General features: G+C 68.5%; 13 protein-coding genes. 10 read left to right on the top strand and 3 right to left on the bottom strand.

The features are described from left to right. Positions 1-259 (top strand): ATP-binding protein (locus AC5P09_RS40345; protein WP_493878673.1); only part of this gene is annotated, 259 nt, incomplete at its 5' end. Positions 260-589: 330 nt separating this feature from the next. Continuing rightward, a complete protein-coding gene (locus tag AC5P09_RS40340) occupies positions 590-979 on the top strand; it encodes a Uma2 family endonuclease (RefSeq protein WP_493878672.1) in 390 nt (129 codons plus the stop codon). Between the two features lie 560 nt (positions 980-1,539). On the opposite strand, the gene AC5P09_RS40335 is transcribed toward AC5P09_RS40340, so the two are convergent. Continuing rightward, positions 1,540-2,184 carry a class I SAM-dependent DNA methyltransferase gene (locus AC5P09_RS40335; RefSeq protein ID WP_493878671.1) on the bottom strand — a complete coding sequence of 215 codons (645 nt, stop codon included), beginning with the start codon at positions 2,182-2,184 and terminating at the stop codon, positions 1,540-1,542. Positions 2,185-2,484: 300 nt separating this feature from the next. Then, a complete protein-coding gene (locus AC5P09_RS40330; RefSeq protein WP_493878670.1) occupies positions 2,485-3,183 on the bottom strand; it encodes a Clp protease N-terminal domain-containing protein in 699 nt (232 codons plus the stop codon). 190 nt (positions 3,184-3,373) lie between these two features. On the opposite strand from AC5P09_RS40330, the gene AC5P09_RS40325 reads away from it, so the two are divergent. The 8 genes from AC5P09_RS40325 to AC5P09_RS40290 all read left to right on the top strand — a co-directional run bounded on the left by AC5P09_RS40325 (position 3,374) and on the right by AC5P09_RS40290 (position 11,732). Then, a complete protein-coding gene (locus AC5P09_RS40325; protein ID WP_493878669.1) occupies positions 3,374-3,760 on the top strand; it encodes a type II toxin-antitoxin system RelE/ParE family toxin in 387 nt (128 codons plus the stop codon). After that, entirely contained in the window at positions 3,757-4,071 is a 315-nt protein-coding gene (locus AC5P09_RS40320) for a helix-turn-helix domain-containing protein (RefSeq protein WP_493878668.1), read from the top strand. The genes AC5P09_RS40325 and AC5P09_RS40320 overlap by 4 nt, the downstream gene beginning before the upstream one ends. A 442-nt stretch (positions 4,072-4,513) precedes the next feature. Continuing rightward, entirely contained in the window at positions 4,514-5,560 is a 1,047-nt protein-coding gene (locus tag AC5P09_RS40315; RefSeq protein WP_493878667.1) for an ABC transporter substrate-binding protein, read from the top strand. 84 nt (positions 5,561-5,644) lie between these two features. Beyond that, entirely contained in the window at positions 5,645-6,511 is an 867-nt protein-coding gene (locus AC5P09_RS40310; RefSeq protein ID WP_493878666.1) for a siderophore-interacting protein, read from the top strand. Between the two features lie 182 nt (positions 6,512-6,693). Beyond that, a complete protein-coding gene (gene desA, locus AC5P09_RS40305; protein ID WP_493878665.1) occupies positions 6,694-8,136 on the top strand; it encodes a lysine decarboxylase DesA in 1,443 nt (480 codons plus the stop codon). Next, complete coding sequence (locus AC5P09_RS40300) at positions 8,120-9,400, top strand: lysine N(6)-hydroxylase/L-ornithine N(5)-oxygenase family protein (protein WP_329340338.1); 1,281 nt, start codon at positions 8,120-8,122, stop codon at positions 9,398-9,400. Before desA ends, AC5P09_RS40300 begins: the two co-directional genes overlap by 17 nt. Next, entirely contained in the window at positions 9,397-9,966 is a 570-nt protein-coding gene (locus AC5P09_RS40295; protein ID WP_493878664.1) for a GNAT family N-acetyltransferase, read from the top strand. The genes AC5P09_RS40300 and AC5P09_RS40295 overlap by 4 nt, the downstream gene beginning before the upstream one ends. Then, complete coding sequence (locus AC5P09_RS40290; RefSeq protein WP_493878663.1) at positions 9,963-11,732, top strand: IucA/IucC family protein; 1,770 nt, start codon at positions 9,963-9,965, stop codon at positions 11,730-11,732. The genes AC5P09_RS40295 and AC5P09_RS40290 overlap by 4 nt, the downstream gene beginning before the upstream one ends. A 98-nt stretch (positions 11,733-11,830) precedes the next feature. On the opposite strand, the gene AC5P09_RS40285 is transcribed toward AC5P09_RS40290, so the two are convergent. Next, complete coding sequence (locus tag AC5P09_RS40285; protein ID WP_493878662.1) at positions 11,831-13,420, bottom strand: beta-N-acetylhexosaminidase; 1,590 nt, start codon at positions 13,418-13,420, stop codon at positions 11,831-11,833. Between the last annotated feature and the right edge of the window lie 50 nt (positions 13,421-13,470).

The following is a 13,470-nucleotide window of genomic DNA, read 5'->3' as shown; positions in this document are numbered from 1 at the left end:
GCGCGGACTCGGCGGCGACCGGCTGCGGGTGAGCGTCTGGGACACCAACCCGGACATCCCACCGCCCTTCGACCAGCTGTCCCGGCCCCTGTGCCCGGTTCCCGCAGAGGCCGCCGGCGGGCGCGGGCTGTTCCTTGTCTGTCACTACGCACAGACCTGGGGCGGCTATCCGCTCGGAGACGACCTCTTCGGGCGGGGCGGGAAGCTGCTGTGGTGCGAGGTCGGGCCGGAGGCTGCGGGGCGGGTGGCTGCGGCGTGAGGGGGGCCGAGTCGTGGGCGGTCGATGCGGGGCGACGCTATCGTGGAGCGAGCGACACGCTCTGTAATCAATGGAGGATCGCGGTGCCCGCCATGACCGAGCGACGTGCGCCCGTAGACGCTCCTTAGGCCGGGTCCTTCGACGACCTGCTCCGGATCGTCGAAGAACTCGACACGCCTGACGGCTACAAGGCCGAGCTCGTCCGGGGGAAGATCGTCGTGTCGCCGTGGTCGAAGCTGCGCTACGTGCGTCCCATGCGCAGGCTGCTCGCGCAGGTGGAGGCCCACGCCCCCGACGGGCACGTCACCGAGACCTCGCCGTTCCTCATTCATGTTTCCTCCCGCCGAGCGTGGTTTCGGCCCCGATCTCTTCGTCGCCGACGAATCCGCGTTCGACGCCGAAGGCCGCCACGCGGACGGTGCCGCCCTCTCCCTCGTCGCCGGGCTGACCTCCGGCTCCACCAAGGACGCGGACTGGCTCGACAAGCTGGACACGTACGGGCGGATCGTGCCGGTGTACCTCGTGCTCGACATGCAGGTGCAGGAGGTTTTGTTCTTCTGGGACCCGTCTCCCAAGGGGTACCGGTCGCGGACCAACGTCCCGTTCGGGCGGCCCGTGCAGGTTCCCGCCCCCTTCGACTTCGAGCTGGTCACCTCAGGGTTCATTCGCCGCGCAGCTGAAACCGAGCCCGAAGCCGATTCCGGTCACGTCCCCGCGTGAGCCGGGCCTGACGAGTTGGCCATTACAGCGCGCTGATCGCTCCCGCCAACACCCCCCGCCGGCACGAGCATCATCGCCCACGGCAAGTATCAAGGGCCCAGCCCTTGCGGGCCGGGCGGCGGGCGCGGGCTGATCCGTCGGTGAGGTGCCGCTGATCCGCCGCGCGCGATCCCCGGCCCCTTGGCAATGCTGGCGGGGCTCGCTCGGGGCCTCGTGCGTCGGACCAGCATCCCTCCCACCGCCGGACCATCCACACGCACCCGCCCACCACACCGGGACGGATCATGAATCCGGTACAGAACCCCGAGCAGCACCCCGCAACCAGACCCGAGGACGTACCCGGGCGGGGGTGCCGGGGGCCGGGGCGGGGGCCGAGGGCACCTTCTTGAGCCACCCCCCCGGCGCGGGACCCGCGCCGACCGCACTCCGGGGGCCACGGGGCACAACCACGGGCAGGCGATACCTGCCCCGTTCGCCGGGCGAGCGGATGCCGGGGGCTGTCTCAGTTGTTGTGGTCCGACTTCGCTGTGCCGTCGGCCGCAACCGGACCGCTGGCGTGGCTAGGACTGACGGCGTGCGAAGAGGACCGCACCTGGAACGCTCTCGTCGGGGGTGATCAGCATTTGGGCCTCGACGGTGAACCCGGCATCGCGTAGCCAGGCCGCCACTTGGTCAGGCTGGCGGCGGTGAACGTGGACGTTCATCGGGTGGCCGCCGTAGCCCTGCGTCTTCAGCCTCGACTCGTCGCCGACGTGAAAGCCGAGCAGCAGTGGTCCGCCGGGACGCAACACGCGCCGGAAGTGGCCGAAGACCGTGGGCACTGCTTCGTCGGGGACGTGAATCAACGACCAAAATGCGAGCAGGCCGACGACTGAAGCATCGGCGAGGTCGAGGTCGGTCATTGAGCCCACCTCGAACCGCAGGCGGGGGTGGTCACGCCGAGCCACGTCGATCATCACGGATGAAAGATCGATGCCGAAAGCGTCCACACCCAGCTCGTGCAGGTGAGCGGTGACGTGTCCAGGTCCGCAGCCCACGTCCGCCACCGGCCCACCGCCAGCGGCGTGCACCAAGTCGGCGAACAGCGCCAGAGCCGCCCGAAGATACGGCGCCCCGGCCAGAGCCTCGCGTAGTTGGTCGGCATAGCTGACCGCGACCGTGTCGTAGGAGGTCCGGGTGTCTGCCAACCAGCGGTCCGCGTTCATGGCTCGACAGAGTAGTGCAGCGATCAGGATGACGAACCAGATCAACTGAGATCAACGACGAATCAGACCAGGTCACTTGAGACGGAGACCAGATCCTTCGAGAAGGGACACCAGGCGCCGGGCTCGGCCGGGTCGCGGTCAGCTGTCCTGTCTCGGATAAGTCCGGGGCATCATGCTGCGCTGACCTGCGGTGCCCGGACTTGAGTGAGACGGGATTCGTCGGTGTGTCTCACTCAAGCCCGGGCAGGGAGCCGTGCTCTCACTGTCCAAGGAGTAGTGGGTGCCGGGGCCGTGATGGGTTCAGGCGTCGGCAGGTGTCGTGTCGAGAGCGGCCGGGTCGAAGCCAGCCTCGGTCAGGACGTCGGCGGCCACTCCGCGGCCGACCTGGGCCAGACCGATCAGCAGGTCCTCACAGTCGATGCGGTCGGATCCGTGCTGCTCGGACCGTGCCTCGGCGATGTCGATGGCCTTGCGGGAGTAGGGAGTCCAGGCGATCCGTTCGGCTGCCTGGGATGCCCCCATGCTCAGCCGGGTTCCGACGGATAGGTGGACTGTTTCCGGTGAGACGCCGGCGGTCTGCAGGAGTCGGGTGGCGCTGTTGTCCTCCGTGGTCAGTCCCCAGAGCAGGTGCTCGGTGCCGATGTAGTTGTTGCGGTGGTGCACCGCTGCCTGCTTGACGTGGACCATCGCCTGGCGGAGGTCGTCGGTCATGACCTCGGGGCTGTAGCGCTTGTGCGGGGCGTGGAAGCGTTGCTGGACCGCTTGCCGGGTCACGCCCAGGGCGGTGCCGATGTCCGTCCATGAGTTGCCGTGCATTCTGCAGTGCTCGACGTAGTCCTCGACCAGGTCGTCTGCCAGGGCTTGTAGTTGACCTGCGAGTTGGGCAGCGACGGTGAGGAGGGCGAGCCAGTCGGGCTGGTCTTGTCCGCCGGGGCGGTGTGCGGTGTCGCATCTCCGGTCGACTTCCGCAATGAGATCGTCCAGGTCTGGAAGAGTCATGAGGCAAGTACGCCTTGACATTTCCAAACTGTCAAGGCGTACTTGCCTCTCTCGCTTGTGGGGGCAGGTGCCCGGACACGACTGAGACGTCAGCCCACTTGCCCGGACATCACAGAGACAGGACATCAGCCGCCGGATCAAACGCGGCAACGGCTGGTGTATAACATCCGAGCCATATAGCATCAATGCTATGCTTGGTGAGCGGTACACCATCGAGATCGAGCCCGAGGTGCGCCTCTGGCTGGAGAACCTCCCCGCCCACCACTACGTGATAGCGGAGCAGAAGGTCGACCGGCTCGCGGAGAACGCCACCACCCTGAGCGAGCCCTACAGTCGCCACCTCGGCGGCAAGCTCCGCGAACTGCGCTTCGACCTCGGCGACAACGCCCAGCGCATCACCTACTGGCTCGCCCCGAACCGCCGCGTCGTGCTGCTGACGGTCTTCCGCAAGACCAAGACGCGCGAGACGGCCGAGGTGGACCGCGCCAGAGCCGCCCAAGCCGCGTGCGAGGAGAGCCATCAGCCGGCCACCGAACACGACGTCTACAGCCGCAATATCAAGGAGGAACTGCGATGAACCACGCCGAGTGGAAAACCCGCCGCCACCGCGCGCTCCTCGGCGAAGGGGCCGAGGGCAACACCGAGTACGACCGACTGTACGAGGAAGCCGAACTGGCCCACGACCTCGGCCAGCTGGTCTACGACCGGCGCACCGCCCTCGGGCTGTCCCAGACCGAACTCGCCGAACGCTGCGGCATGCAGCAGCCCCAGATCTCCCGGATCGAAGGTGGCGGCACCATGCCCACCATCCCGCTCCTGCGGCGCCTGGCCCGCGCCCTCGACGCCGACCTCACCATCGAACTCACTCCGCACCACAAAGCCGCCTGAACTGCCCCCGTCGGCACAAGCAGCATCGCCCACGGCAACATGCCGTCGCTGTCCGTGGGTTCGCGGCTGGTGAGGCCCAGGGCCGCGAGGGGGTGGTTTCTCACGAACTGGATGAGGAGCCACAGGGGAACGACGGCGACGACGCCCAGTACGAGGTTGGCGGCGACGGGGAGCACCCAGAGAAGTCGAAGCTGAGGGGACGAAGAGGCAGTCCCTGTGCGGGAGTTCACCGGCAGGATTCTCCGGGAGCCGTTCCGCGGAGAACCCAGCCGTTTGTGGCTCACGTCACGGAAGTCCCGGGTATCGCCCTCCACAGCTGGGGAACAGGTACCGGGTGCCCTCTGGACAGGATGGAAGGTTAGGCTAACCTAAGCTCGATTCCAGCCACCCGCAGGCGCGGACCCCCCAGTGGCCCCCGTACGCACGAAAGCAGACCCATCCCATGTCGAACGCCAGAACCGCCAACTTCTCCCGCCGCGGGCTGCTCGCCACCGGTGGCGCGCTCGGCCTCGGCGCCTTCCTGGCCGCGTGCGGCGACAGCGACTCGGAGAGCAGCGGCTCGGACTCGACGGCGTCCGCCAAGGCCTCCGGCCCCTGGAGCTTCAAGGACGACCGCGGCACGACCGTGAAGCTGGACAAGGCCCCCGCGAACATCGTCGCGTTCACCGGCGTCGCCGCCGCCCTCTTCGACTACGGCATCTCGGTCAAGGGCGTGTTCGGCCCGACCAAGACCTCGGACGGCAAGGCCGACGTCCAGGCCGGCGACATGGACATCAGCAAGCTCACCGTCCTCGGCAACGCCTGGGACCAGTTCAACGTCGAGAAGTACGCGGCCCTCGCGCCCGACGTGCTGATCTCCACGATCTTCGACGACGCCGGCACGCTCTGGTACGTCCCCGAGGCGTCGAAGGACAAGATCGCCCAGCTCGCCCCGAGCGTCGGCATATCCGTCTACGACCGCCAGCTCACCGCGCCGCTGCAGCGCATGTGGGAGCTCGCCGAGTCGCTGGGCGCCGACATGAAGGCCGCCGCGGTCGCCGACTCCAAGAAGACGTTCGAGGAGGCCGCCACCCGCCTGCGCGCGGCCGCCAAGGCCAAGCCCGACATCAAGGTGATGGCCGGTTCCGCCAGCGCGGAACTGTTCTACGTCTCCGGCACCAACCTCTCCATCGACCTGGAGTACTTCAAGGCCCTCGGCGTGAACTTCGTCGAGCCGCCGGAGAGCGCCAAGAAGGTCGGCGGCGGCTGGTTCGAGTCGCTGAGCTGGGAGAACGTCGACAAGTACAAGGCCGACATCATCATGATGGACGACCGTTCCTCGACCATCCAGCCGGCCGACATCACCGAGGCCACCTGGAAGCAGCTGCCCGCCGTCAAGGCCGGCCAGATCATCGCGCGCTCCCCCGAGCCGATCCTGTCCTACGCCAAGTGCACCCCGCTGCTCACCAGCCTCGCCGAGGCGCTCGAGAACGCCAAGAAGGTCAGCTGACCCTCGCGCGCGGGCCGGCCGACTCCGTGCGATCCGGCCCGCCCCGCACCTGACCACATCTTCCCTCCTCTCAGGAGAACAAGAGTGAGTACCGCCGTGGCCGCCCCGTTCCGTTTCTTCTCCCTCCAGGTCGTACGGACGAGGCGGCTCGGCCCGTCTCTGGTCCGGGTCACTTTCGACGGCTCCGACCTCCGCGACTTCCACTCCGACGGACAGGACCAGTCCCTGTCGCTGTTCATCCCGCACCCCGGCCAGAGTGAGCCCCGCGTGCCGATCGAGCTCGGCGACGGCTGGTGGCAGGGCTGGCGCGAACTCCCGGAGGACGTACGGGCGGTGATGCGCTCGTACACGCTCCGCTCCCTGCGCCGGGACGCCGAGGGACACACAGTCGAGATCGACATCGACTTCGTGCTGCACGGCGTCGAGCCGGACGCGGCCATCGAAGCAGGCCCCGCCTCCCGGTGGGCCGCGGGCGCCGCGGCCGGCGACAAGGTCGTCCTGCTGGGCCCGGCGGTCGCGGACAACCGGGCGATCCGCTTCCGGCCGCCCGAGGACACCGACCTGGTGGTGATCTGGGGCGACGAGACCGCCGTACCGGCCGCCTGCTCCATCGTCGAGTCGCTGCCGGCCGGCACCCCCGCCCGGGTCTGGCTGGAGGTCCCGCACGCCGGTGACATCCAGGACCTGGTGACGGAGGCGGACGCCGAGATCACCTGGCTGGTGCAGGAGGAGAAGGCCGCCCAGAGTCCGCCCCTGGCGCTCAGCGCCCTGCGCGACACCCAACTCCCGCCCGCCGAGCACGCGTACGTCTGGATCGCGGGCGAGTCCGGGTGTGTGAAGGAGCTGCGCCGGCACTTCGTGCGTGAGCGCGAGTTCGACCGCCGAAGAGTCACCTTCGTCGGCTACTGGCGGCAGGGCCTGACCGAGGAGCAGTTGCGCGAGCAGGAGTGACGCTCGGCGGTGGACACCCGTAGGACCCCAACCGGCTGACGCCAGGCCTGTGTTCAGAGTGACGGCAGTCACGGCAGGGGCTGGGTTTCGCTCAAGTTAATTAGGTTAGGCTAACCTAAGTTGAAGCCGAGGCTCCGCCCCGCTCCCCAGCCCACGGACTGTCCCCACCGGAGGACCCGCACATGCGCTCGCACCTGCTCAACGACACGACCGCGGAGCACTACCGCCGCTCCGTGACCGAAGGAATAGAGCGGGTGGCGGCCAAACTCGCCACCACCTCCCGTCCGTTCACCGGCGTCACCGTCGACGCCCTCTCCCCCCGCATCGAAGAGATCGACCTCGACGAGCCGCTGCACGACACCGCGGCGGTGCTCGACGAACTGGAGGACGTCTACCTCCGGGACGCGATCTACTTCCACCACCCCCGCTACCTCGCCCACCTCAACTGCCCGGTCGTCATCCCGGCCGTGGTCGGCGAGGCGGTCCTGTCCGCCGTCAACTCCTCCCTGGACACCTGGGACCAGTCGGCCGGCGGCACCCTCATCGAGCGCAAGCTCATCGACTGGACCACCGCCCGCATCGGCCTCGGCGAGAACGCCGACGGCGTGTTCACCTCCGGCGGCACCCAGTCCAACCTCCAGGCGCTGCTCCTCGCCCGCGAGGAGGCCAAGACGGACACGACAGCCAAACTGCGCATCTTCGCCTCCGAGGTCAGCCACTTCAGCGTGAAGAAGTCCGCGCAGCTCCTCGGGCTCGGCCAGGACGCCGTGGTCTCCATCCCCGTCGGCGCCGACAAGCGCATGCAGACCGTCGCGCTCGCCCGTGAGCTGGAGCGCTGCAAGCAGGACGGCCTCGTCCCCATGGCCGTCGTCGCCACCGCCGGCACCACCGACTTCGGCTCCATCGATCCGCTGCCCGAGGTCGCCGAGCTGTGCGAGCAGTACGGCGTGTGGATGCACGTCGACGCCGCCTACGGCTGCGGGCTGCTCGCCTCCATCAAGTACCGCGGCCGCATCGACGGCATCGAGCGCGCCGACTCGGTCACCGTCGACTACCACAAGTCCTTCTTCCAGCCGGTCAGTTCGTCCGCCGTGCTGGTCCGGGACGCGAGCACCCTGCGCCACGCCACCTACCACGCGGAGTACCTCAACCCGCGCCGCATGGTGCAGGAACGTATCCCCAACCAGGTGGACAAGTCCCTGCAGACCACCCGCCGCTTCGACGCGCTCAAGTTGTGGATGACGCTGCGCGTGATGGGCGCCGACGGCATCGGGCAGCTCTTCGACGAGGTCTGCGATCTCGCGGTCGAAGGCTGGCAGTTCCTCGCCGCCGACCCGCGCTTCGACGTCGTGGTCGAGCCGACCCTCTCCACCCTCGTCTTCCGCTACATCCCGGCCGCCGTCACCGACCCGGCCGAGATCGACCGCGCCAACCTGTACGCCCGCAAGGCCCTGTTCGCCTCCGGCGACGCGGTGGTCGCGGGCACCAAGGTGGGCGGTCGTCACTACCTGAAGTTCACCCTGCTCAACCCCGAGACGACGACCGACGACATGGCCGCCGTACTCGATCTGATCGCCGGCCACGCCGAGCAGTACCTGGGAGAGTCCCTTGACCGCGCTTCCTGAATCCGCCCGCAGTTACGACTTCGTGGGGATCGGGCTCGGCCCGTTCAACCTCGGCCTGGCGTGCCTCACCGAGCCCATCGACCAGCTCGACGGACTCTTCCTCGACTCGAAGCCCGACTTCGAGTGGCACGCCGGCATGTTCCTGGACGGCGCCCACCTCCAGACCCCGTTCATGTCGGACCTGGTCACCCTCGCCGACCCGACCTCGCCGTACTCCTTCCTCAACTACCTGAAGGAGAAGGGCAGGCTGTACTCGTTCTACATCCGCGAGAACTTCTACCCCCTGCGGGTCGAGTACGACGACTACTGCCGCTGGGCCGCGAACAAGCTGAGCTGCGTCCGCTTCAACACGACGGTCGAGGAAGTGACGTACGACGAAGGGGCCGAGCTGTACGTCGTGAAGACCACGGCCGGTGAGACCTTCCGCGCCCGCCGCCTGGTCCTCGGCACCGGCACCCCGCCCTACATCCCCGAGGCCTGCCAGGGCCTGGGCGGCGACTTCGTGCACAACTCCCGGTACATGCGGCACAAGGAGGAGTTGCAGAAGAAGGAGTCGATCACCCTCGTCGGCTCCGGCCAGTCCGCCGCCGAGATCTACTACGACCTGCTCAGCGAGATCGACGTCCACGGCTACCGGCTGAACTGGGTCACCCGCTCGCCGCGCTTCTTCCCGCTGGAGTACACGAAACTCACGCTGGAGATGACCTCCCCGGAGTACATCGACTACTTCCACGCGCTGCCGGAGGACACCCGCTACCGCCTCACGGCCGAGCAGAAGGGCCTGTTCAAGGGCATCGACGGCGACCTGATCAACGAGATCTTCGACCTGCTCTACCAGAAGAACCTCGGCGGTCCGGTGCCCACGCGGCTGCTCACCAACTCCTCGCTGAACAGCGCCACGTACGAGAACGGCACGTACACACTGGGGCTGCGCCAGGAGGAGCAGGAGAAGGACTACGAGCTGGCCTCCGAGGGCCTGGTCCTGGCCACCGGCTACAAGTACGCCGAACCGGAGTTCCTCAAGCCCGTCCGCGACCGGCTGTGCTACGACTCGCGGGGCAACTACGACATCGCCCGCAACTACGCGATCGACGTGACGGGCAGAGGCGTCTTCCTGCAGAACGCCGGCGTCCACACGCACAGCATCACCAGCCCCGACCTGGGCATGGGCGCGTACCGCAACAGCTCCATCATCCGTGAGCTGCTCGGCAGCGAGTACTACCCGGTCGAGAAGACGATCGCCTTCCAGGAGTTCGCAGTATGAACACCACCACCACTGACCTGGGCACCTTGACGCTCCGCCCCCTCGACCCCCTCAAGGACGCCGAGCTCGTGCACTCCTGGGTCACCCATCCCAAGGCGGCCTTCTGGATGATGCAGGACGCCAAACTGGAGGACGTCGAGCGCGCGTACATGGAGATCGCCGCCGACGAGCACTGGCACGCCCTGCTGGGCCTGCACGACGGCGTGCCCGCGTTCCTGATGGAGAAGTACGACCCCGCCCACCACGAGCTGGTCGGCCTGTACGAGCCCCAGCCCGGTGACGTCGGCATGCACTTCCTGGTCGCCCCCACCGACCGGCCCGTGCACGGGTTCACCCGCGCGGTCATCACGGCCGTGATGGCGCACCTCTTCGAGGACCCGGGCACCGTCCGGGTCGTCGTCGAACCGGACGTGTCCAACAAGGCCGTCCATGCCCTGAACGAAGCCGTCGGGTTCGTGCCCGACCGCGAGATACAGAAGCCGGAGAAGAAGGCGTTGTTGAGCTTCTGCACCCGGGAGCGCTTCTTGAACAGGCACAGCCATGCGGCTACGGCGGTGACGGCATGACCCTCGCCGACGCCGTGGCCCACCTCTCCCCCGAGCGCTGGGAGACGGCCAACCGCCAGCTGATCCGCAAGGCCCTGGCCGAGTTCGCGCACGAGCGGCTGCTCACGCCGGAGAAGGACGGCGACGAGTACGTCGTCCGCGGCGACGACGGCCTGACCCGCTACCGCTTCACCGCCACCCGCCGCGCCCTCGACCACTGGCAGGTGGACGCCGACTCGATCACCCGCACCCGGGGCGGCAACCAACTCCCGCTCGCCGCCCTGGACTTCTTCATCGAGCTGAAGAACACCCTGGGTCTGAGCGACCGGATCCTGCCGGTCTACCTGGAGGAGATCTCCTCCACCCTCTCCGGCACCTGCTTCAAACTCACCAAGCCGCAGATCCCGGTCGCCGAGCTGGTAAAGAGCGACTTCCAGGCCATCGAGACCGGCATGACCGAGGGCCATCCCTGCTTCGTCGCCAACAACGGACGGCTCGGCTTCGGCATCCACGAGTACCTGTCGTACGCCCCCGAGACCGCGAGCCCGGTCCGCCTGGTCTGGCTGGCCGCGCACCACTCGCGGGCGGCGTTCACGGCGGGCGTCGGCATCGAGTACGAGTCGTTCGTCCGGGACGAGTTGGGCGACCGGACGGTCGAGCGCTTCAACGGGCAGCTCACCGACCAGGGGCTCGACCCGGCCGACTACCTCCTCATCCCCGTCCACCCCTGGCAGTGGTGGAACAAGCTCACCGTCACCTTCGCCGCCGAGGTCGCCCGCGGCCACCTCGTGTGCCTGGGCGAGGGCGACGACGAGTACCTGGCCCAGCAGTCCATCCGGACCTTCTTCAACAAGTCGAACCCCGAGAAGCACTACGTGAAGACGGCTCTGTCCGTCCTCAACATGGGCTTCATGCGCGGGCTGTCGGCCGCCTACATGGAGGCGACCCCGGCGATCAACGACTGGCTCGCCCAGCTCATCGAGGGCGACCCGGTGCTGAAGTCGACGGGCCTCACGATCATCCGCGAGCGGGCGGCCGTGGGCTACCGGCACCTGGAGTACGAGCAGGCGACGGACCGCTACTCGCCGTACCGCAAAATGCTCGCCGCGCTGTGGCGAGAGAGCCCGGTGTCCTCCCTCCAGGACGGCGAGTCCCTCGCGACCATGGCCTCCCTGGTCCACGTGGACCACGAGGGCGCGTCCTTCGCGGGCGCGCTGATCGAGCGGTCCGGGCTGACGCCGACGGAGTGGCTGCGCCGGTACCTGCGGGCGTACTTCACCCCGCTGCTGCACAGCTTCTACGCCTACGACCTGGTGTTCATGCCGCACGGCGAGAACGTGATCCTGGTCCTGAAGGACGGCGTGGTCCAGCGCGCGATCTACAAGGACATCGCCGAGGAGATCGCCGTGATGGACCCGGACGCGGTACTGCCGCCGACGGTCGAGCGGCTGCGCGTCGAGGTCCCCGAGGACAAGAAGCTCCTGTCGATCTTCACGGACGTCTTCGACTGCTTCTTCCGCTTCCTCGCCGCGAACCTCGCCGCCGAGGGGATCCTGGAGGAGGACGACTTCTGGCGCACGGTCGCCGAGGTGACCCGCGACTACCAGCACTCGGTGCCCGAACTCGCCGACAAGTTCAAGCGGTACGACATGTTCGCCCCGGAGTTCGCGCTGTCCTGCCTCAACCGCCTCCAGCTGCGCAACAACGAGCAGATGGTGGACCTCTCGGACCCGGCCGGCGCCCTCCAGCTGATCGGCAACCTGGAGAACCCGATCGCGGGGCTGTAGCCACCGCCCCCACTCCCCACAGACAGACGGGCACCCCGGAGTACGGTCCTCCGAGGTGCCCGTCGCCGTGCCCGTCGTCGTGCCCGTCCTCGTCCGGGCTACCCGGCGGGCCAGGGGACTTGCGGCGACCGGTAGTACCCGATCCCCAGCGCGTCCCACCGCGGCCCCTGCGCGGCGAGCCGCACCTTGTAGCCGTCCCAGTCGTGCGTGGCCGCCGGCGACCAGCCGAGCTCGGCGGCGCCCGCGAGCCGCGGGAAGGCCATGTACTCGATGTGCGCGCCGGTCTCGATCGTCTCGGTCCACAGCGGCGCCTCGACGCCCCGCACGGCCTCGGGCGGCGCCCCCGGCAGATAGCTGCCCGGATCCCAGTCGTACGACCGCTTCACGTCGACGTAGCCCGCCCAGGACAGCCCCAGCGGGGTGTTCGCGTCGTACTTCATGTCCAGGTAGATCCGGTCGGCCGGCGAAAGGATCAGCCCGGTCCCGTTCTGCGCGGCCTTGGCGACCTGCGCCTTCTCCGCCGCGCTCGTCGAGTCCAGGCCCCAGTACTGGGCGAGCGCCCCCTTGACCGGGGTCGCGCCGGTCAGCTGGTGCCAGCCGACGACCGTCTTGCCGTACTCGGCGACGATCGGCTGTACCCGGTCCATGAACTTGACGTAGTCCTCGTGGCTGGTGGAGTGCGCCTCGTCGCCGCCGATGTGGAGGTAGCGGCCGGGTGTGAGGGCGGCCAGCTCCCGGATGACGTCGTCCACGAAGTCGTACGTGATCTCCTTCTCCACGCACAGCGAGCTGAAGCCGACCTCGGTGCCGGTGTAGAGCGGGGGTGCGACGCCGTCGCAGGTGAGGTCGGCGTGGGAGGCGAGGGCCGCGTTGGTGTGGCCCGGCATGTCTATCTCGGGGACGACCTCCAGGTAGCGGGAGGCCGCGTAGCCGACGATCTCCTGGTAGTCGGCCTTGGTGTAGTAACCGCCGGGGCCGCCGCCGACCTGGGTGGAGCCGCCGTACGTCGCCAGGCGCGGCCAGGAGTCGATGGCTATGCGCCAGCCCTGGTCGTCGCTGAGGTGCAGATGCAGCTTGTTGACCTTGTAGAGGGCCAACTGGTCGATGTACCGCTTGACTTGGCCGACGGTGAAGAAGTGCCGGGAGACGTCGAGCATCGCGCCGCGCCAGCCGTAGCGCGGGCTGTCCGTGATGGTGCCGCCCGCGACCAGCCACGGGCCGGACTGGACGGAGTCCTTCTCGACGGCCGCCGGGAGCAGCTGGCGCAGGGTCTGCACCCCGTGGAAGAGCCCGGCGGGCTTGGCCGCCGTGATGGTGACGCCCTTGCCGCCGCTGTCGAGGCGATAGCCCTCGGCACCGAACGGGCCCTTGGCCAGCCTGAGTCGGATGCCCCCCTTGCCGTGCGTGGTCACCGGCAGGCGGTAGCCGGTCGAGGGGCGCAGGACGTCCGCGAGGTAGGCGCCGATGCGGCGGGCCTCGCGGGAGTCGTCGACGCGGATGTGTGTGTCGCGGGTGAGGCGGTACGGCGGTCCGCCCGGGGTGACCGACGCGGGGGCCGGGACGATCCGGTCGAGCGGAAGCGCGTGCTGCGCGGTGGGAGTCGGGGTAGCGCCGACGGCGGAGACACCCGCCGCCGCGACGAGCAGCAGCGAGCCGAGAAGGCGGGTCGTTCTGTGGTGCTGTCTCACCTACGGTCCCTTCCTTGAGCCCGGACAGGTATGGACCAACTCTCCCTCAG

Source organism: Streptomyces sp. a15, from assembly GCF_059026085.1.
The sequence above is the reverse complement of the archived record's forward strand: the minus strand, read 5'-3'. Positions and strand labels throughout refer to the sequence as shown.